Here is a 16135-nt window from a genome sequence, read left to right on the forward strand (position 1 = left end):
TGTGCAGGCAGTCTCGGTTCAGTTCCTTTCAAGAGTGAATTATGGAAATCGTTTTTCGCAGGACGCGTGTCCGCTCAGTCGCCAGGCGTCTATTCGCTGCCGTGGCACTCTTCGTGAGCGGACCAGCCGTCCAGGCTGCAGCGGTACAGTCTCCATCCAGTGTGGCTTTCTGGTATGCCGAACAGCCACCGCTGTCTGAACTGGCTCAGTTCGAATGGTCTGTGGTCGAGCCGGGTCACATGACGGCCAACGATGTCAAAACCTTGCGCAAATTAGGCAGCCAGCCGTTTGCATATGTGTCCGTCGGCGAGTTCGATGGCAACAAGGCTGAAATCGACAAGGCGGGGCTGGGCAAGGCGGTCACGTCGGTGCGAAACGACTCATGGGACAGTCAGGTCATGGACCTCACTGCGCCAGCCTGGCGGGAGCACTTGCTCGGCCGCGCCAAAGCGCTGCAAGCGCAAGGGTATGCCGGTCTGTTTCTGGACACCCTCGACAGTTTTCAGTTATTGCCAGAAGCGTCGCAGCAAGCCCAGCGTGTTGCCCTTGCCAGTTTCCTGCGCGAACTGCACAGCCGTCAGCCAACGCTGAAGCTGTTTTTCAATCGTGGATTTGAAGTGTTGCCCGAGCTTGATGGCGTGGCGGCAGCAGTGGCTTTTGAATCCCTGTACGCCGGCTGGGATCCTGCCGCCAAGCGTTATCGGCCGGTCCCGGAAGCTGATCGCCAGTGGTTGATGGGTGAGTTGCAACCCCTGCGCGCCAAAGGCATACCGCTGGTTGCGATCGACTATCTGCCGCCGGAGCGTCGTGAAGAAGCACGCAAGCTGGCCAAACGCCTGCGCGATGAGGGTTTCATTCCCTTCATCAGCACGCCTGAATTGGACTCGATGGGTATCAGTAACATCGAAGTTCAGCCGCGCCGGATCGCAATGATCTACGATCCGCGTGAAGATGAACTGACCAGCAACGCCGGCCACACAATGCTCGGCGGTCTGATCGAATACCTGGGATACCGGGTTGATTACCTGGCTGTGGACAGCTTGCCGGAGCATCGTTTCAGCGGTCTGTACGCGGGCATTATCACCTGGATGGCCAGTGGTACTCCGCAGGACAGCGCTGGGTTCAACCGTTGGCTCAACAAGCGCCTCGACGAGAAGGTGCCGTTAGCGTTTTTCGCCAGCCTGCCAATTGAAGACAAAGTGTTGCTCAAGCGTCTGGGGTTGAATCTGTCCAGCCCGCCGGGCACTCAAACCTTGAACATCACTTATCAGGACAAGTCGTTGATCGGGGCCTTCGAAGCACCGGTACAGGCCCGATCCCGCGACCTGAGCGCTATTTCCGTACTGCCCCAGGGGCCAAAACCCGCGCTGTTGCTGACGGGCAAAAACGGCCAGACGTTCGCGCCGGTGGCGGTTGGCGAGTGGGGCGGTCTGGCACTTTCTCCGTATGTCCTGGAAACGAACAGCGAACGCAGCCGCTGGATCATCGACCCGTTCGCCTTTCTCCAGGCGGCCCTGCACTTGCCGGAGCAGCCTCGTCCGGACACCACCACGGAAAACGGTCGGCGAATCGCGACGGTGCATATCGATGGCGATGGTTTCCCTTCGCGCGCCGAAGTGCGTGGTTCGCCGTATGCTGGCAAGCAAGTGCTCGACGATTTCATTCGGCCCAACCCGTTTCTGACCTCGGTATCGATCATTGAGGGGGAGATTTCGCCGCGCGGCATGTTCCCGCATCTGGCTCGTGAGCTGGAGCCGATTGCGCGTGAGTTGTTCGCCAGCCCTAAAGTCGAAGTCGCCACGCACACCTTCAGCCATCCGTTTTTCATGCAGCCGGAACAAGCCCGGAAACGGGAGGACTTTAACCCTGAGTACGGCTTGAAAATGGCCATCCCGGGTTATGACACGATCGATTTTCGCCGCGAGATCTTCGGTTCGCGCGACTACATCAACCAACGTCTCACCACCCCGGAAAAACCGGTAAAGATGGTCTTCTGGCCGGGCGATGCCTTGCCGTCGGCAGCCACCATAAAACTGGCCTACGACGCTGGCCTGAAAAACGTCAACGGCGCCTCGACCATGCTGACCAAGGCCAAGCCATCGCTGACCGGGTTGTATCCGCTGTTGCGTCCCACCGAAGGTGGCTTGCAGTACTACGCGCCGATCATCAATGAGAACGTCTACACCAATCTCTGGAAAGGCCCGTATTACGGCTTCCGCGAAGTGATCGAGACCTTTGAACTGACCGACAGCCCGCGCCGATTACGCGGTCTGCACCTCTATTACCACTTCTACTCGGGCACCAAGCAGGCCTCGATCAAAGCCATGAACGACATCTATGCGTTCATGAAAGACCAGCAGCCGATGTCATTGTGGATGAGCGATTACATCGATCGGTTGCACGGCCTGTACCAGTCGAGCCTGGCGCGTACGGCCGAAGGCGCCTGGCAGGTTCGAGGGATGGATGCATTGCGCACTGTGCGGCTTGACCCGCAAATGGGTTGGCCGGATCTGCTGCGCTCCCAAGGTGTCGCCGGGGTGCGTGATTTGCCTCAGGGACGCTATGTGCATTTGAGCAGTGACCAGGCGCTGTTGGTCTTGCGTCCTGACCGGGATGACAGACCTGCGCTGGAGGAGGCCAATCTGCCGTTGGTGGACTGGCGTTATCTGGATGATCGGCGCGTGAGCTTTTCGTTTGCCGGAGAATTCGATCTGAGCTTCTCGGTTCGCTCCTCGAGCGCTTGCCGGGTGGAAGTGGATGGCCAGCGTTTCACGGGCAAGGCATCCGCCGGTCTGTGGACTTTTCAGTTACCCATGAAGCAGGTGAGTAATGCTCAACTCCTCTGCAACTAACTCCTCGGTAACTAAAAGCGGCCGTCTGCTCAATCCCTGGGCATTGGCGGCGGTAGCGGTCGCAGTGGGGGGAATACTGTGGGCGACTTTCCAGCGTGAGGAAGTGTTCCAGCCCGATGGTCGAGAGCCGGATGCAGTGTCGGCCAACTATGCCGAGTTGCTGCTGGCGGCCCACCCGTCGGACGACCACCTGCGCCTGCAATTGGTCGATCTGTTGATTCGTCTCGGTGACTACACGAAGGCGCGCCAGTATCTGGAGAGTTGGCCTGATCCTGCGCCGGAGGTACAGGCGTACTACCGGCTTGAGCTGGATACATTGGTGGCGGTGAACAGCGAAGATCCTGCTGTGCGGCTGGCGCTGGTGGAGCGGCTCAACAGCTTGGACCATCGCAAGTTGTCACTGCCGCAATTACAGAACCTGGCCCGCCTGGCGTTGTCGTTGCAGGCACCCGCCATGGCGGCCAGCGTCTATGAAGAAATTGCCGACCGTGACCCCACGCTGCGTACCGAGGCGTTGAGGTCTGCTGCCCAGTGGCATTTGGCGGGCGAGCAGCCGGGCCTGGCGGCAGACATCTATCTGCGGCTGAAAAGAGACAGCGTGCAGCCCGCTGAACGTCGAGAGTTTGCCCAATTGGCGTTCAACAGTCTGCTGGCTGATGGTCGCGGCGAACAGGCAACGCAAGTACTGGCCGATGAACTCGGTGGGCTCAAGGATCCGCAAGGCGATTCGGTCTGGCTGGAGCAGGGCGTTGACGTCGCGGTTGCGAACAACCGCTTCGACCTGGCTCAGCTGTTCCTCGAGCAGTGGCGCGTTTTTCAGCCGGACAATACGCAACGTCTCAGAAAAGAATTCAGCCTGCGTCTGGCATTGAACGAACTCAACGGCGCGTGGGAGAGCGGCCAGCAATTGCTCGTCAGTTTCCCCGATGAGCAGGCATTGCTGGAACAAATGGCGCACCTGGGCGAATGGCGTGGCGACAACCGCGCGGCACTGGATTACTGGATTCGTTTGCTCGAGCTCAACGAAACGGCGCCAGTCCGTGAGCACGCCTGGCGTCTGGCAAGCCAGGAGTTCGATTTTGACCGGTCGATTCCATTGCTTGAAGAAATCATGGACCAGCGAGCGCTGACCGACATCGAGCTGGATGCCCTGATTTATGGCCATGAATCGCGGGGTACACCGCAGCAGGCCGAATCATGGCTGCGCCAATACCTACGCAAATACCCGGCCCATCGTCTGGCCTGGACACGATTGCTGCAAAATCTTGAAAACACCGGGCAGTTTGCGAAAAAGACCGAGGTTTATCAGGACATGTCGAAACGTTTCACGCTGACTGGCGCCGAACGGGTCGAATGGGCTCATACCTACCTTCTGCTGTTTGACAATCGCCAGGCCTGGGAAGTCGTTAAGGCGAATGACCCTGCCATCTCCGATCAGGATTACTGGCGTGTGCGGGCCTTCCTGGCCTGGGAGCTGGAGCGTGACGATGAGTTGCAGTTGTCCATGGAGAAACTGCTGACCCTCAAAGGTGCGCTGGACAGTAACGAGGAGACTCAGTTGATCTCCAGTTATCGCATCAGCAATCCGCAGCGCGCGCTGCAATTGACCGTGGCCAGTTGGGAGCGCACCCACAATCCGCTGCGGCTGGTCGACGCGCTGCTGATGGCTCAGGAGTTGGAGGATTGGCCACTGGTAGAGACGTTGCTCAAGGACGCCAGCCAGAATCCGGAGATTGACGAGCAGGCTCAGGTGCTGGCGGTGCGCGCCGCCCTGGCCGTGCAGCAGGGGCAATACGAAGAGGCAGAGCGCTTGTACCTGTCGGGTTTATCGCGTTATCCCAATGACAATCTGTTTCGCGAGCGTCTGATGTGGCTTTACATCGACCGGGGTAACACGGCGGCGCTCAAACCGCTGCTGACCCGGTGGCGGAGTCAGGCGCGGAACGACCAGACCCTTTGGCTGGCGTTTGCCAGTGCCAGCCAGATATTCGGTCGCGACAGCGAAGCGTTGGCCTGGTATCGCATGTACCTCAAGAACAACTCGCAGGATTGGCTGGTGCAGGCGGCTTATGCCGATGCGCTTTACAGCGCCGGGTATCAGGATGCGGCCCAGCGTCTGCGCTTGAAGCTGTTGCGCAGCCCAGAGGGTGAAAACCTTCAGCCATCGTCTCAGCGCTACACGACCTGGCTGCGCCTGATGGCCAGCAGTTATTCGCCACGGGCGGCACAGCGAGAAGTGTTGAAGTGGAAAGATGGTTCGCCGGCCATGTTGCAATTATGGTTCGAACGCCTGTTGGCACGTCTGGATGCGACAAACCAGGAGGCGCAAAAAGACGAGTGGCTGGCGTGGGCGCAGAGCCAGGGCCTGAAGGTCGAGCGTTACGAGCAGATTCAACAGGCCCTGCGCAGCCGTAACAAAGCCCAGGTCGAAACACTGTTGGCCGGTAGCGATCTGAACCCGGCCCAGCGGGCCCAGGCTTTGACCCGTCTGGGGCGTCTGGGTGAAGCTCTCGACACCAGCCTCTCTGCGCTGGGTGACGATCAGCCTGCCGACGTGCGTGAGCAACTGCGCAATCAGGCGGTAGAACTGCAGGAGCGCACGCCTCAGGGTATGTTGTTGTCCTGGCAGGCGCAGAATTTCGGCGGTGTGCAATTTGATGCCCCGACGTTGCAGATCGCACACAACCTGGGTGATCACTGGTACGCCGATCTCGAACTGGAACAGGGTTCGTACAACGACGAAGATATCGAGTCATCCAAGCTCGGCCCGGAGCGTAACGCCGCCCTGACCCTGCAACGCTCGGTTGAAGACGGTAGTTACAAACTGTTCGCCGACACCAGTCAGCGCAAGGACGATGACCGTAATGGCCTGGGGCTGTCGCGCACCTGGGAATTGGGCGTGAGTGATGAACTGGAAACGGGTGTGGGCTGGCATCGCAAGAGCGAGGACAGCGGGCTGATGCGCGCTTTCGGTCAGCAGGACAGCGTTTGGCTGGGCGGTCGTCACAGCCTGACGGCCCGCGACCAGCTCAGTTGGGAAGTCTCGCAGCGTTCGTTTTCAACGCGGGCGGGCGACAGCCTCGGCGATGGTCACGCCCTGAAAATGGAGTTGAACCACACGCTGGAGTTCGCCGGTCCCAACTGGACCGTGCGCAGCGGTGTCGACTATCAGAAAAACCGGGTCAAGAACACCAATCTGGACTACCTGTCGAGTAACTATGGCGGCGCGATAAAACAGTTGGCGCCTGAAGTGGTCATCGATGAGGACACCGGTTTGCCCGAGCCGATCGATCCACTCGACATCGAAACGGTCACCGCCAAGGACCTGCTGCAAAGCCGCTACGGCCAACTGTATGTCGGCAGCACCTGGCGTCGCGGTATACCGGGCGCGCTGGTGCGCACCAAGCCGCAATACACCTGGCTGGTGGACGCGACGGCCGGTTGGCAATGGACCGATCAAACCTTCAATTACGGCCTCAACACCGGCATCGGTTTTGAAGTGCTGGGTGACGACGAACTGGCCCTGACCATCGGTTACCAGTCCGCGCCACAAGGCGGGGATGGTAAATCGGGCGGAACACTGGGTGTGAGCTACGGCGTGCGGTTTGGACGCTGATCATGGAATGTCTACGGAGAAAAACTATGCAAGCAATTCGTAATCTGGGCCTGGCCCTCGCCGTCCTGTTCGTCGCCGGTTGCGCCAGCTTCACCGATGAATCCAGCCCGAACCTGCCGCGCAACGCGCAGTGGGGCATCGTGCCGATGGTCAACTATTCGCAGACGCCGCAGGCCGGTGAGCGCAGCGAGCAGATCCTGCTCAGTGTTCTCAGCAGTCACGGTCTGCAACCCCAGGTTTACCCGGCCAGCACCCAGGGCGAACAAGCGCTGATGGATGACAACGAGCGTCTGGCCGGAGCCCTGGAATGGGCACGCGAGCAGAAACTCGATTATGTGATCGCCGGCAGCGTGGAAGAGTGGCAGTACAAGAACGGCCTGGACGGCGAGCCGGCGGTGGGCATCAGCCTGCGCGTACTCGAAGGCAGCAGCGGTCGCGTACTCTGGAGCAAGAGTGGCGCACGTGCCGGTTGGTCCCGTGAAAGCCTCGCGGGCACCGCTCAAACGGTGCTCGACAAACTTGTCGGCGCCCTTCGGTTCGAGTGATTGCAATGAATTCTCCCCACATGGATTACAGCCTGGCGCCTCAAGCCAGCGGCCCGGTGTCTTGGCTGGAAACGTTTCTGGTCACCGGCGCGGCGATCGGCCTGGGCTTGTGGCTGACCCCTGAAGACCCGTTGCAGGTACACGGCGGGTTCCCCTGGCCGATTCTGGCGCCGCTGTTGTTGGGCGTGCGTTACGGTTTCGTGCGTGGTCTGTTCAGCGCCAGCCTGTTGGTCCTGGCGATGTTTGCCCTGCGCTACAGCGGTCTTGAAGGCTACGCCCGGATCGATCCGTCATTCATTGTCGGCGTGCTGGTTTGCGGGATGCTGGTGGGTGAGGTTCGCGATCTGTGGATGCGGCGTCTGGAGCGGCTGCAGATGGCCAACGAATATCGTCAGTATCGTCTCGACGAGTTCACCCGGTCGCACCAGATTCTGCGGGTCTCCCACGACTTGCTCGAGCAGCGCGTGGCCGGTAGCGACCAGAGCCTGCGCAGCTCCTTGCTGGGCTTGCGCGAAAAGTTGAGGGTGATGCCGGACGCGGGCGATGCATTGATCGCGCTGGCAGATCCTATCGTGGCGATGCTTGGGCAATACGGCGCATTGCGCGTAGCCGGTCTGTACCGCGTTGACGAGCGTGAAGAAAATGTCTTGCCTGACGCGTTGGCAACGATCGGCGTGATGGGGCCGTTGGGCACCGAGGACGGCCTGGTCAAGCTTTGCCTGGAGCGCGGCGAACTGGTGAGCGTACGTCAGGAGTTGATCGATTCCGGCACCTCGGCGCAGTTCTCGTCGTTGCAGGCGTGCATCCCGTTGATCGATGCCGAGGGGCGTCTGCTGGCAATTCTGGCGGTTCGGCAGATGCCGTTCTTTGCCTTCCAGGATCGCACCCTGAGCCTGTTGGCGCTGCTCGCCGGGCACATCGCCGACCTGTTGCGCCGTGACCCGCAAGTGCTGCAACTGCCCGACGCCGATGCGCAGCAGTTCACCCTGCAGCTCAAACGCTCGCTGGTGGATGTCGAGAAACACAAATTGCCGGCCGGTTTGTTTGCCTTTGAAATGACCCGCCCCAACGACGAGCTGACGCGTCTGTTGGAACGCAGCCAGCGCGGCCTCGATTTGCACTTGCCGGCGCGCAACAATCGCGATCATCAACTGTTGCTGGTGCTCTTGCCGTTGACCAGTCCGCAGGGCACCGAAGGTTATCTGGCGCGGATCAGCCTGTTGTTGCATGAGCACTTTGGTATTGAAAGTGACATGGCGAGCCTGGGTGTGCGGGTGATGCCTTTCAATCTGGAGCCTGGCTGTGAACGCGACGGGCTGCGTAATTTCCTGTTCAACGAGTGTGGCCTGAATGATCAGCAAGTGGCTGTTTAGCGGAGCCTTGTTGTTTGAGGCGGGCAGTTGGGCCAGTTTGTGGCTCGCGGCGCCCGAGTTGCAACAATTGCTGGTATTCACCCTCAGCCATGGTCTGGCATGCGTGCTGCTGTGCGCCGCGGTGTGGCTGTTGTTGCCGGCACGCTACCGTGCGCCGTTGCCCTGGAGCCCGCTGTTCATTTTCAGCCTGGCGTTCTTTGTGCCGGTGATCGGCATGGTCGGTGTGGTCGTGTCGATCTTTCCAGCGCTGTACCTGCCGCGCAAACGCGACAAACAAGCCTGGCAGGCTGTCGGTATTCCGAGCCTGCCGTATCGCGCGCAGCTGCAATTGCATTCGCCGATCTTTGCCGACGGCGGTTTGCAGGATGTGCTGCGCCATGCGCCCGATCCGGACCAGCGTCTGGCCGCATTGCTGGCCACGCGACGCATGCCGGGCAAGGAAGCGGTGCCGATCCTCAAACTGGCGCTGGGTGATCCCAGCGACGACGTGCGGCTACTGGCGTACTCGATGCTCGACAAGCAGGAAAGCGACATCAACCTGCGCATCCAGATCGCTCTCGGGCAACTCAGCGGCGCCAATGCCAAAACCGCGGGTGCGCTGCATGGCACGCTGGCGCGCTGGTATTGGGAGCTGGCGTACCTCGGCCTGGCGCAAGGCAGTGTGCTCGAGCACGTGCTCGACCAGGCCAGCGAACACGCCGAGCAAGGGCTTGAAGCGGGCGAGGGCGGTGAGCTGTTTTTGCTGGCCGGACGCATTGCGCTGGAGCGCGGTGATATCGAGCGCGCCGAAGTGCTCTTGCATCAGGCCCAGGACAACGGCATGGGCGCAGCGCAGGTTCTGCCGTTCCGCGCTGAACTGGCGTTCGAGGCCGGTCGTTATCACGAAATTCCCGGGTTGCTCGAGAAACTGCCCGAGAAAACCCGTCAGCGGCCACCGTTCGCTGAACTGGTGAGGAGCTGGTCATGAATCACAAGGAAGCGGCGCCGACGGCCGACATCTGTCTGCTGCTCGAAGGCACCTGGCCTTACGTGCGCGGCGGCGTGTCGAGCTGGATTCATCAGATGATTCTCGGCCTGCCGGAGCTGACCTTCTCGGTGATGTTCATCGGCGGCCAGCGTTCGGCCTACCCGTCGCGACGCTATGAAGTCCCCTCGAATGTGCTGCACATCGAAGAGGTGTTTCTCGAGGATGCGACCCATCCGGCCAACACCCGCGGAACGCCGCGAGAGGCCGACCCGCAGCAGTTGCTGGATCTGTATCGCTTCCTGCACCACCCGGATGCGCCGGAGCCTGAGCTGGGCGAACGCCTGCTCGACTGCATCGCGCAGGGCCGCATGACCCTCGACGACGTGCTGCGCAGCCGCGCCAGTTGGGAAGCGTTGAGCGAAGGGTATCGGCTGCATTGCGCCGACCCCTCCTTCGTCAATTATTTCTGGACCCTGCGTTCGATGCAGTCGCCGTTGCTGATGCTCGCCGAAGCGTCGCGGAAAATGCCGCGAGCACGGATGCTGCATTCGATTTCCACCGGTTACGCCGGGCTGCTGGGGTGCATTCTCAAGCAACGCTGGAACTGCACCTACCTGCTCAGCGAGCACGGGATTTACACCAAGGAACGCAAGATCGACCTGGCCCAGGCCAGCTGGATCGCCGAGAGTTCCGGCCAGGCGCTCAATCGCAGCCTCGACGCCGGCTCGGGTTACATCCGCACGTTGTGGATACGCTTCTTCGAACGCATTGGCCAGCTGACTTACAACAGCGCCGACAACATCATCGCGTTGTATGACGGCAACCGTCAGCGGCAGATCAAGGACGGCGCCGACCCGGCCCGCACGCAGGTCATTCCGAACGGCATCGACCTGCCGCAGTGGACCGCGGCACTGGAATCCCGTGCGCCCGGTATCACACCCGTGGTGGGTTTGATCGGGCGTGTGGTGCCGATCAAGGACGTGAAAACCTTCCTGCGGGCCATGCGCGGTGTGATCAGCGCCATGCCGGAGGCCGAAGGCTGGATCGTCGGTCCCGAAGAGGAGGACCCGGAATACGTCAGCGAATGCCGCAGCCTGATGGCCAGCCTGGGGCTGGAGGGCAAGGTGCATTTCCTGGGCTTCCAGCGCATCCAGGACATCCTGCCGAAACTCGGCCTGATGGTGCTGACCTCGATCAGCGAGGCGCAACCACTGGTGATCCTCGAAGCCTGGGCCGCCGGTACGCCGGTGGTCAGCAGTGATGTGGGCTCGTGTCGTGAATTGATCGAAGGCGGCAGCGCCGAGGACCGCGACCTCGGCCTGGCCGGCAAAGTGGTGGCGATTGCCGATCCACAAGCCACCTGCGCCGCGATCCTCGAACTGCTGCGCAGCCCGCAGCGCTGGCAGGCCGCACAGGCCAGCGGCTTGTTGCGGGTCAATCGTTATTACACGGAAGCCTTGATGCTGCAGCGTTATCGCGACTTGTATCAAGCAGCCATGGAGAACAGTTAAATGGCCGGCATTGGCTTCGAACTGCGCAAGATCCTTTCGCGCGACTCCTACACCGCGACCTTGCACGCTTATGTGTATGCCGGCCTGATCAGCTCCGGGCCCTGGGTGTTATCGATCATCAGCGTGATGCTGGTGGGGATCATCAGTCTGGGGCTTGTGATACCCAACACGCTGGTGGGGCAGTTTCTGGTGACGGTGACCTACCTGATGGCCACCTCGCTGATTCTCACGGGAGGCTTGCAGCTGTTTTTCACCCGGTTCGTGTCCGACCGTTTGTTCGAGCACAAATACGAACAGATCCTGCCCAACTTGCTGGGCATCCTGTTGCTGGTCACGCTCGCGGCCGGCGTGCTGGGCATCATCGTGCTGGCCGTGTTGTTCGATCAACCGCTGATCTACCGGGTGCTGGTGCTGTCGAATTTCGTGGTGCTGTGCAACTTGTGGCTGGTGATCATCTTCCTGTCGGGGATGAAGGCCTATAACCGCATTCTGCTGGTGATGCTGGTGGGCTACACGTTGATGGTGGCAAGCGCCTATGTGCTGGCTTTCCTGCAAATACCGGGCCTGCTGCTGGCACTGTTGATCGGGCACAGCACGCTGCTGTTCCTGTTCCTCTATGACATCTTGCGCGAGTACCGTGCGGAGAAACTGATCGCCTTCGATTTCCTTGATCGTCGCCACGTCTTTCTCAGCCTGCTCGCCACCGGTTTCTTCTACAACTTCGGTATCTGGATCGACAAGTTCCTGTTCTGGTTCAACCCCGGCACCTCGAACATCGTCATCGGTCCGCTGCGTGCGTCGATCCTGTATGACCTGCCGATCTTCCTTGCCTACCTGGCGATCATCCCGGGGATGGCGGTGTTCCTGGTGCGCATCGAAACCGATTTCGCCGAATGGTATGACCGTCTGTTCCGGGCGATCCGCGAGGGCGAAACCCTGCAGCACATCGGTTCGCTGAAAACCGAGATGACCTTGTCGATCCGTCAGGGGCTGCTGGAAATCTGCAAGGTGCAGGGGCTGACGGTGGTGCTGCTGTTCCTGTTCGCGCCGCGTCTGCTGGATTGGCTGGGTATTTCCAGCTACTACCTGCCGTTGTTCTACATCGACCTGATCGGCGTCAGTATCCAGGTGGTGTTCATGGCGTTGCTCAACGTGTTCTTCTACCTGGACAAGCGCACCGTGGTGCTGGAATTGTGTGTGCTGTTTGCGGTATTGAACGGGGCGCTGACGATGTTGAGCATGTACCTTGGCCCAAGCTTCTTTGGCTACGGGTTCACCCTGTCGTTGCTGGTCTGTGTGCTGCTGGGGCTGCACCGACTGTCCACGGCGCTGGAAGACCTGGAGTACGACACGTTCATGCTGTCATCGCGCTGACCGGTTGTTGCCGGTATAAAAAAGGCACTGGCGATCATCGCCCAGTGCCTTTTTTTTCGCTTGATGGCTTCCGACTGACGTCACTTGAAAGGCCAGGTTGCGCTGCTAACCTTGATCATTCGGAGCTGCCGACGACAGACGATCTGTTCCGGGCTACCTCTTGATGCGAGTGCCACTCGATCGATCAAGCCGTCCCCGCCCCCTCCCATCGACTCCTGCGATATCTCCGACACGTGTCTTTCGATAGCGCTCTGGAGATGCCACATGAAACTACAGTTGCTGAGTTCTGCGCTCATGCTCGCCGCAATGGCGACGGCCAGTCTGACCTTCGCCGGTGAGACGGCCCCAGCCACCCCCTCGAAATCAGCCACCCCCGCCGTCAAACAGGAGATCAAACTCACGCGTGTCACGCCCGAGTACTGGCGCGTCACGTTCCACAATCCGCCGTATAACATCTACGGCCCGGAAACCATGCCGCAATTGAACGAGGTCATTACCGCGCTCGAGACCGATCCGAAGGTCAAGGTGGTGGTGTTCGACAGCGATGTTCCGGATTTTTTCCTTACCCACTATGACTTCGTGCCGCCACTGACGGACACGACGAGCCTCCCCAACGGCCCCACCGGCTTGCCTCCGCTGCCGGACATGCTGGTTCGCCTGAGCAAGGCGCCGGTCGTATCGATTGTGTCGATTCGCGGTCGCGCCACCGGTGTCGGCAGTGAGCTGTCACTGGCCAGCGACATGCGCTTTGCCAGTCGCGAAAAGGCCATCCTGTCGCAATGGGAAATCGGCGCTGCGTTGGTGCCGGGCGGTGGCCCCATGGCTCGATTGCCGCGGCTGATGGGGCGTGGGCGCGCACTGGAAGTGCTGTTGACCGGTAACGACATCGATGGCGACCTGGCTGAACGCTATGGCTACGTCAATCGTGCGCTGCCCGACGCCGAACTCGACGCGTTCGTCGACACCATGGCCCGCCGTATTGCCCGGTTCGACAAACAGTCGATCACCGACATCAAACGCCTCGTCGACGCTTCAAGCCTGCCACCGAACGACGCCATCGCTGCCGAATGGGACGGGTTCATCGGCTCGGTGAAACGTCCGGCGGCACAGCAACGGATCAAACAGTTGATGGAGCTTGGCTTGCAGAAGAATGCGGATGTTGAAAAGCGCCTGGCGCATCACACGGGCACTCTCGGGGACTGATCAAAAAGACCCTCACCTATCAGGAGTTACTGTCATGAGCACTGCACTGGAAACCGTTCTGTACACCGCAAAAACCCACACTGTCGGCGGCCGCACGGGCACCGGAAAATCCAGCGATGGCGAGCTGGACGTGAAATTCAGCTCACCGGGCTCGGGCAAACCGGGGACCAATCCGGAGCAGCTGTTTGCACTGGGGTATTCAGCCTGCTTTATCGGTGCAATCCAGGTGGCGGCGGGCAAAATGAAAATCAAACTACCGGAAGACACATCGGTGGACGCCGAAGTGGACCTGGGCAAAACCGGTGGTGGGGATTTTCAGTTGGCGGTCAGGCTCAACGTCAACATTCCCGGCCTGGAGGAGGGCGTGAAACGGGAATTGGCAGAGGCTGCGCATCAGATCTGCCCGTATTCGCGGATGACGCGGGGGCATGTGGCAGTGGAGTTGAAAGTCGTTTGATCGCCGGATAAAAAATCAAGGCAAACAAAAGCCGTGAAGCTTCGATTTCTCGATGCTTTACGGCTTGGTTTTACTGACTCAGGCAGGCCATGGCCTTGGTGATAAGGTGGCGCGATTGAGTCCTCCCACTCTGGTGATCAAGTCAGACGGGGCCAGCACAAAATTGTTCGCTATTAACCAATACGCCTACAATTTGAACGTATCTACGACGTTTCTGAGTCGCCCAGCTTCTGAATCCAATGCTGCACAGGCTCTGAGGGTAGAGCCCAGATTGTCAGTGGTCTGGCGATTCAACTGGCTGATCTCATGCACATCCCTTGTCAGTTGATCGACGGCTGTTGTTTGCTCTTCAGTCGCAGCAGCGACCGTAAGGCACATCTCATCAATCTCACCGATTTTCGAGACGACGTACACAAGGCTGGCCCCAGCCTGTTTCGCGACGAGCACGCTTTGGCTGCCGATTTCATTGCTGTGCAGCATGGTTCGGGAAGCCTGGGCGCCGCCGGCCTGTAACGCTTCGATGACCTGGCGAATTTCTTCGGTCGCATTCTGGGTATGGTGGGCAAGGTTTCTCACTTCGTCCGCCACGACGGCAAAGCCGCGTCCCGCCTCTCCGGCTCTGGCCGCCTCGATAGCCGCATTCAGGGCCAGCAGATTGGTCTTTGCGGAAATCGTCGAAATGACCTCCAGGACTGTTCCGATGTTGATGGTTTTGGCGTTGAGGTCTTCGATCTGCGAGCGGGTCAGTTCGATATTTGCCTGCAGGTCGCTCATGGCTGTGACTGTGTTCTCGACCAGTTCGCAGGTCGACTCGATCTGCAACCTGGCGCTGGAAGCACCTTTGGACGCCGCCGAGGCGCTGGAAGCGATCTCCTGCGCCGCTGCACCCAACTGTTCGATTGCGGCAGCCACGCTCGTGGTGTAACCCGACTGGTGTTCCGACTTTTCCACCGAGGAGTCGGACGCCGACAGTACCCGCCGCGTCGCTTCACCCAAGGCATCCGTCGTCGAGGATACTTCGCTGATAGAAGCGTGGATACGATCGCTGAAGCGGTTGAAGCTCATGGCCAGTTGCCCGAATTCGTCCTTCGACAGGATCGACAATCTACGGGTCAAGTCGGCATCGCCTTGGGCGATATCTTCCATCGCGTGGCTGATCGAATGCAGGGGCCTCATCAGCACGCGAATCAGCAGCCCGAGCAGCAGCAAAGTGGCCAGGCCCGCAACCGCCGTCGCGATGATCGCGGAGTTGCGGAACGCGGAGACACTGGCCAGGGCCGCTTGTTTGTCGAGCACGATACCGATGTACCAATCCTGCGAAGGCAGGCCGTTGACCGGTGAGAACAGGGTGAATTTGCTGCCATCAACCGACGTGGCTTCGACCAGCCGGTCGCTCAGGGTCAAGGTGTTGCCCGGAAACAGATCGGCCACGCTTTTACCTATCAGCGCCTGGTCAGGGTGAACCAGGATCTTGCCCTCCTTGCTCACCAGAAAGGCGTAGCCGTTGCCATCGAACGCCTGGGCATTGAGTGTTTGCGAGATCGTCTCGATTTTCAGGCTGGCGCCCAGTACCCCGAGTGTTTGCTGCCCGGAAGGGATGGCGACCGCCTGGGTAATGATCCGGTAATCGATCCCTGCGCCTACGTAAGGTTCGGTCATCGCGGCTCCGTTGGCGATGGCGTCCTTGTACCACTGGCGCTGTCGGGCGTCGTAGTCCGCAGGCATTTCCCGTGGCGGATAGATCTGAAACTTGCCGTCACGGGTGCCGGCATACGTGGCAATGAACTGCTCCATCAGCACTTGGTTTTGTAATGTGGCCAGGACGTTTTCTGCCGTGGGGTTGTGCCCGATAAACTCGGCGACGCTTTTCATCAGAATCAGCCGGCCGGTCAGCCAGCTCTGGATGTCATGCGCCATGGAGGCGGCGAGGGCGCGTGTGTTTTGTTCGATTTTCTGCGCGTTGTCTTCGCGCAGGCGAATGTCATTCAACACGGAAAATGCGCAAAACACCGTCATGATCACCAAGGAGGCGATCAGCAATATCTTCTGATTAAATTTGAGATGTCCCATCGTTCACTCTCCGGGTTTGAATCGGTACACCACGTATTCAGGCTGAGGATTCCGGGGTTGGATTATCAACCCCGGGACCTTGTTACTTGCGAACGCAATTGCCTCCTTGTAAAAACGGAGCTGTCAGTTATCCGAAGTTTGCTTTGTTGTACCTGTTAAAACATCGC

10 protein-coding genes are annotated in these 16135 nt (G+C 59.9%); 9 read left to right on the forward strand and 1 reads right to left on the reverse strand.

The genetic code is table 11. From position 1 onward, the window contains the following. Positions 1-41: 41 nt before the first annotated feature. The 9 genes from ACM6IQ_RS16310 (at position 42) to ACM6IQ_RS16350 (ending at position 13898) form a co-directional block, all read left to right on the forward strand. Positions 42-2852, forward strand: a complete 2811-nt coding sequence (locus ACM6IQ_RS16310) for a bifunctional glycoside hydrolase 114/ polysaccharide deacetylase family protein (RefSeq protein WP_017336430.1) — start codon at positions 42-44, stop codon at positions 2850-2852. After that, positions 2830-6468: a tetratricopeptide repeat protein gene (locus tag ACM6IQ_RS16315; RefSeq protein ID WP_414879328.1), complete on the forward strand. Its 3639-nt coding sequence runs from the start codon at positions 2830-2832 to the stop codon at positions 6466-6468. The genes ACM6IQ_RS16310 and ACM6IQ_RS16315 overlap by 23 nt, the downstream gene beginning before the upstream one ends. 26 nt (positions 6469-6494) lie before the next feature. Beyond that, positions 6495-7013, forward strand: coding sequence for a hypothetical protein (locus tag ACM6IQ_RS16320; RefSeq protein WP_017336432.1), 519 nt, complete (start codon positions 6495-6497; stop codon positions 7011-7013). A gap of 5 nt (positions 7014-7018) precedes the next feature. Continuing rightward, on the forward strand, positions 7019-8386 hold the full coding sequence (locus tag ACM6IQ_RS16325) for a PelD GGDEF domain-containing protein (RefSeq protein ID WP_017336433.1): 1368 nt from the start codon (positions 7019-7021) through the stop codon (positions 8384-8386). Then, positions 8364-9353, forward strand: coding sequence for a tetratricopeptide repeat protein (locus tag ACM6IQ_RS16330; protein WP_017336434.1), 990 nt, complete (start codon positions 8364-8366; stop codon positions 9351-9353). The genes ACM6IQ_RS16325 and ACM6IQ_RS16330 overlap by 23 nt, the downstream gene beginning before the upstream one ends. Then, positions 9350-10864, forward strand: a complete 1515-nt coding sequence (gene pelF / locus ACM6IQ_RS16335; RefSeq protein WP_017336435.1) for a GT4 family glycosyltransferase PelF — start codon at positions 9350-9352, stop codon at positions 10862-10864. Before ACM6IQ_RS16330 ends, pelF begins: the two co-directional genes overlap by 4 nt. Then, the gene (gene pelG / locus ACM6IQ_RS16340; protein ID WP_017336436.1) at positions 10865-12238 is read left to right on the forward strand and encodes an exopolysaccharide Pel transporter PelG; all 1374 of its coding nucleotides are present in this window, start codon (positions 10865-10867) and stop codon (positions 12236-12238) included. A gap of 264 nt (positions 12239-12502) precedes the next feature. Beyond that, on the forward strand, positions 12503-13441 hold the full coding sequence (locus ACM6IQ_RS16345) for an enoyl-CoA hydratase/isomerase family protein (protein ID WP_017336438.1): 939 nt from the start codon (positions 12503-12505) through the stop codon (positions 13439-13441). 34 nt (positions 13442-13475) lie between these two features. Then, the gene (locus ACM6IQ_RS16350) at positions 13476-13898 is read left to right on the forward strand and encodes an organic hydroperoxide resistance protein (protein WP_017336439.1); all 423 of its coding nucleotides are present in this window, start codon (positions 13476-13478) and stop codon (positions 13896-13898) included. A 186-nt stretch (positions 13899-14084) separates the two neighbouring features. On the opposite strand, the gene ACM6IQ_RS16355 is transcribed toward ACM6IQ_RS16350, so the two are convergent. After that, entirely contained in the window at positions 14085-15968 is a 1884-nt protein-coding gene (locus ACM6IQ_RS16355) for a methyl-accepting chemotaxis protein (RefSeq protein WP_414879329.1), read from the reverse strand. Positions 15969-16135: the final 167 nt, after the last annotated feature.

It is taken from the genome of Pseudomonas sp. IT-P100 (assembly GCF_949767185.1).
In the GTDB taxonomy this organism is placed as follows: Bacteria; Pseudomonadota; Gammaproteobacteria; order Pseudomonadales; family Pseudomonadaceae; genus Aquipseudomonas; species Aquipseudomonas fluorescens_B.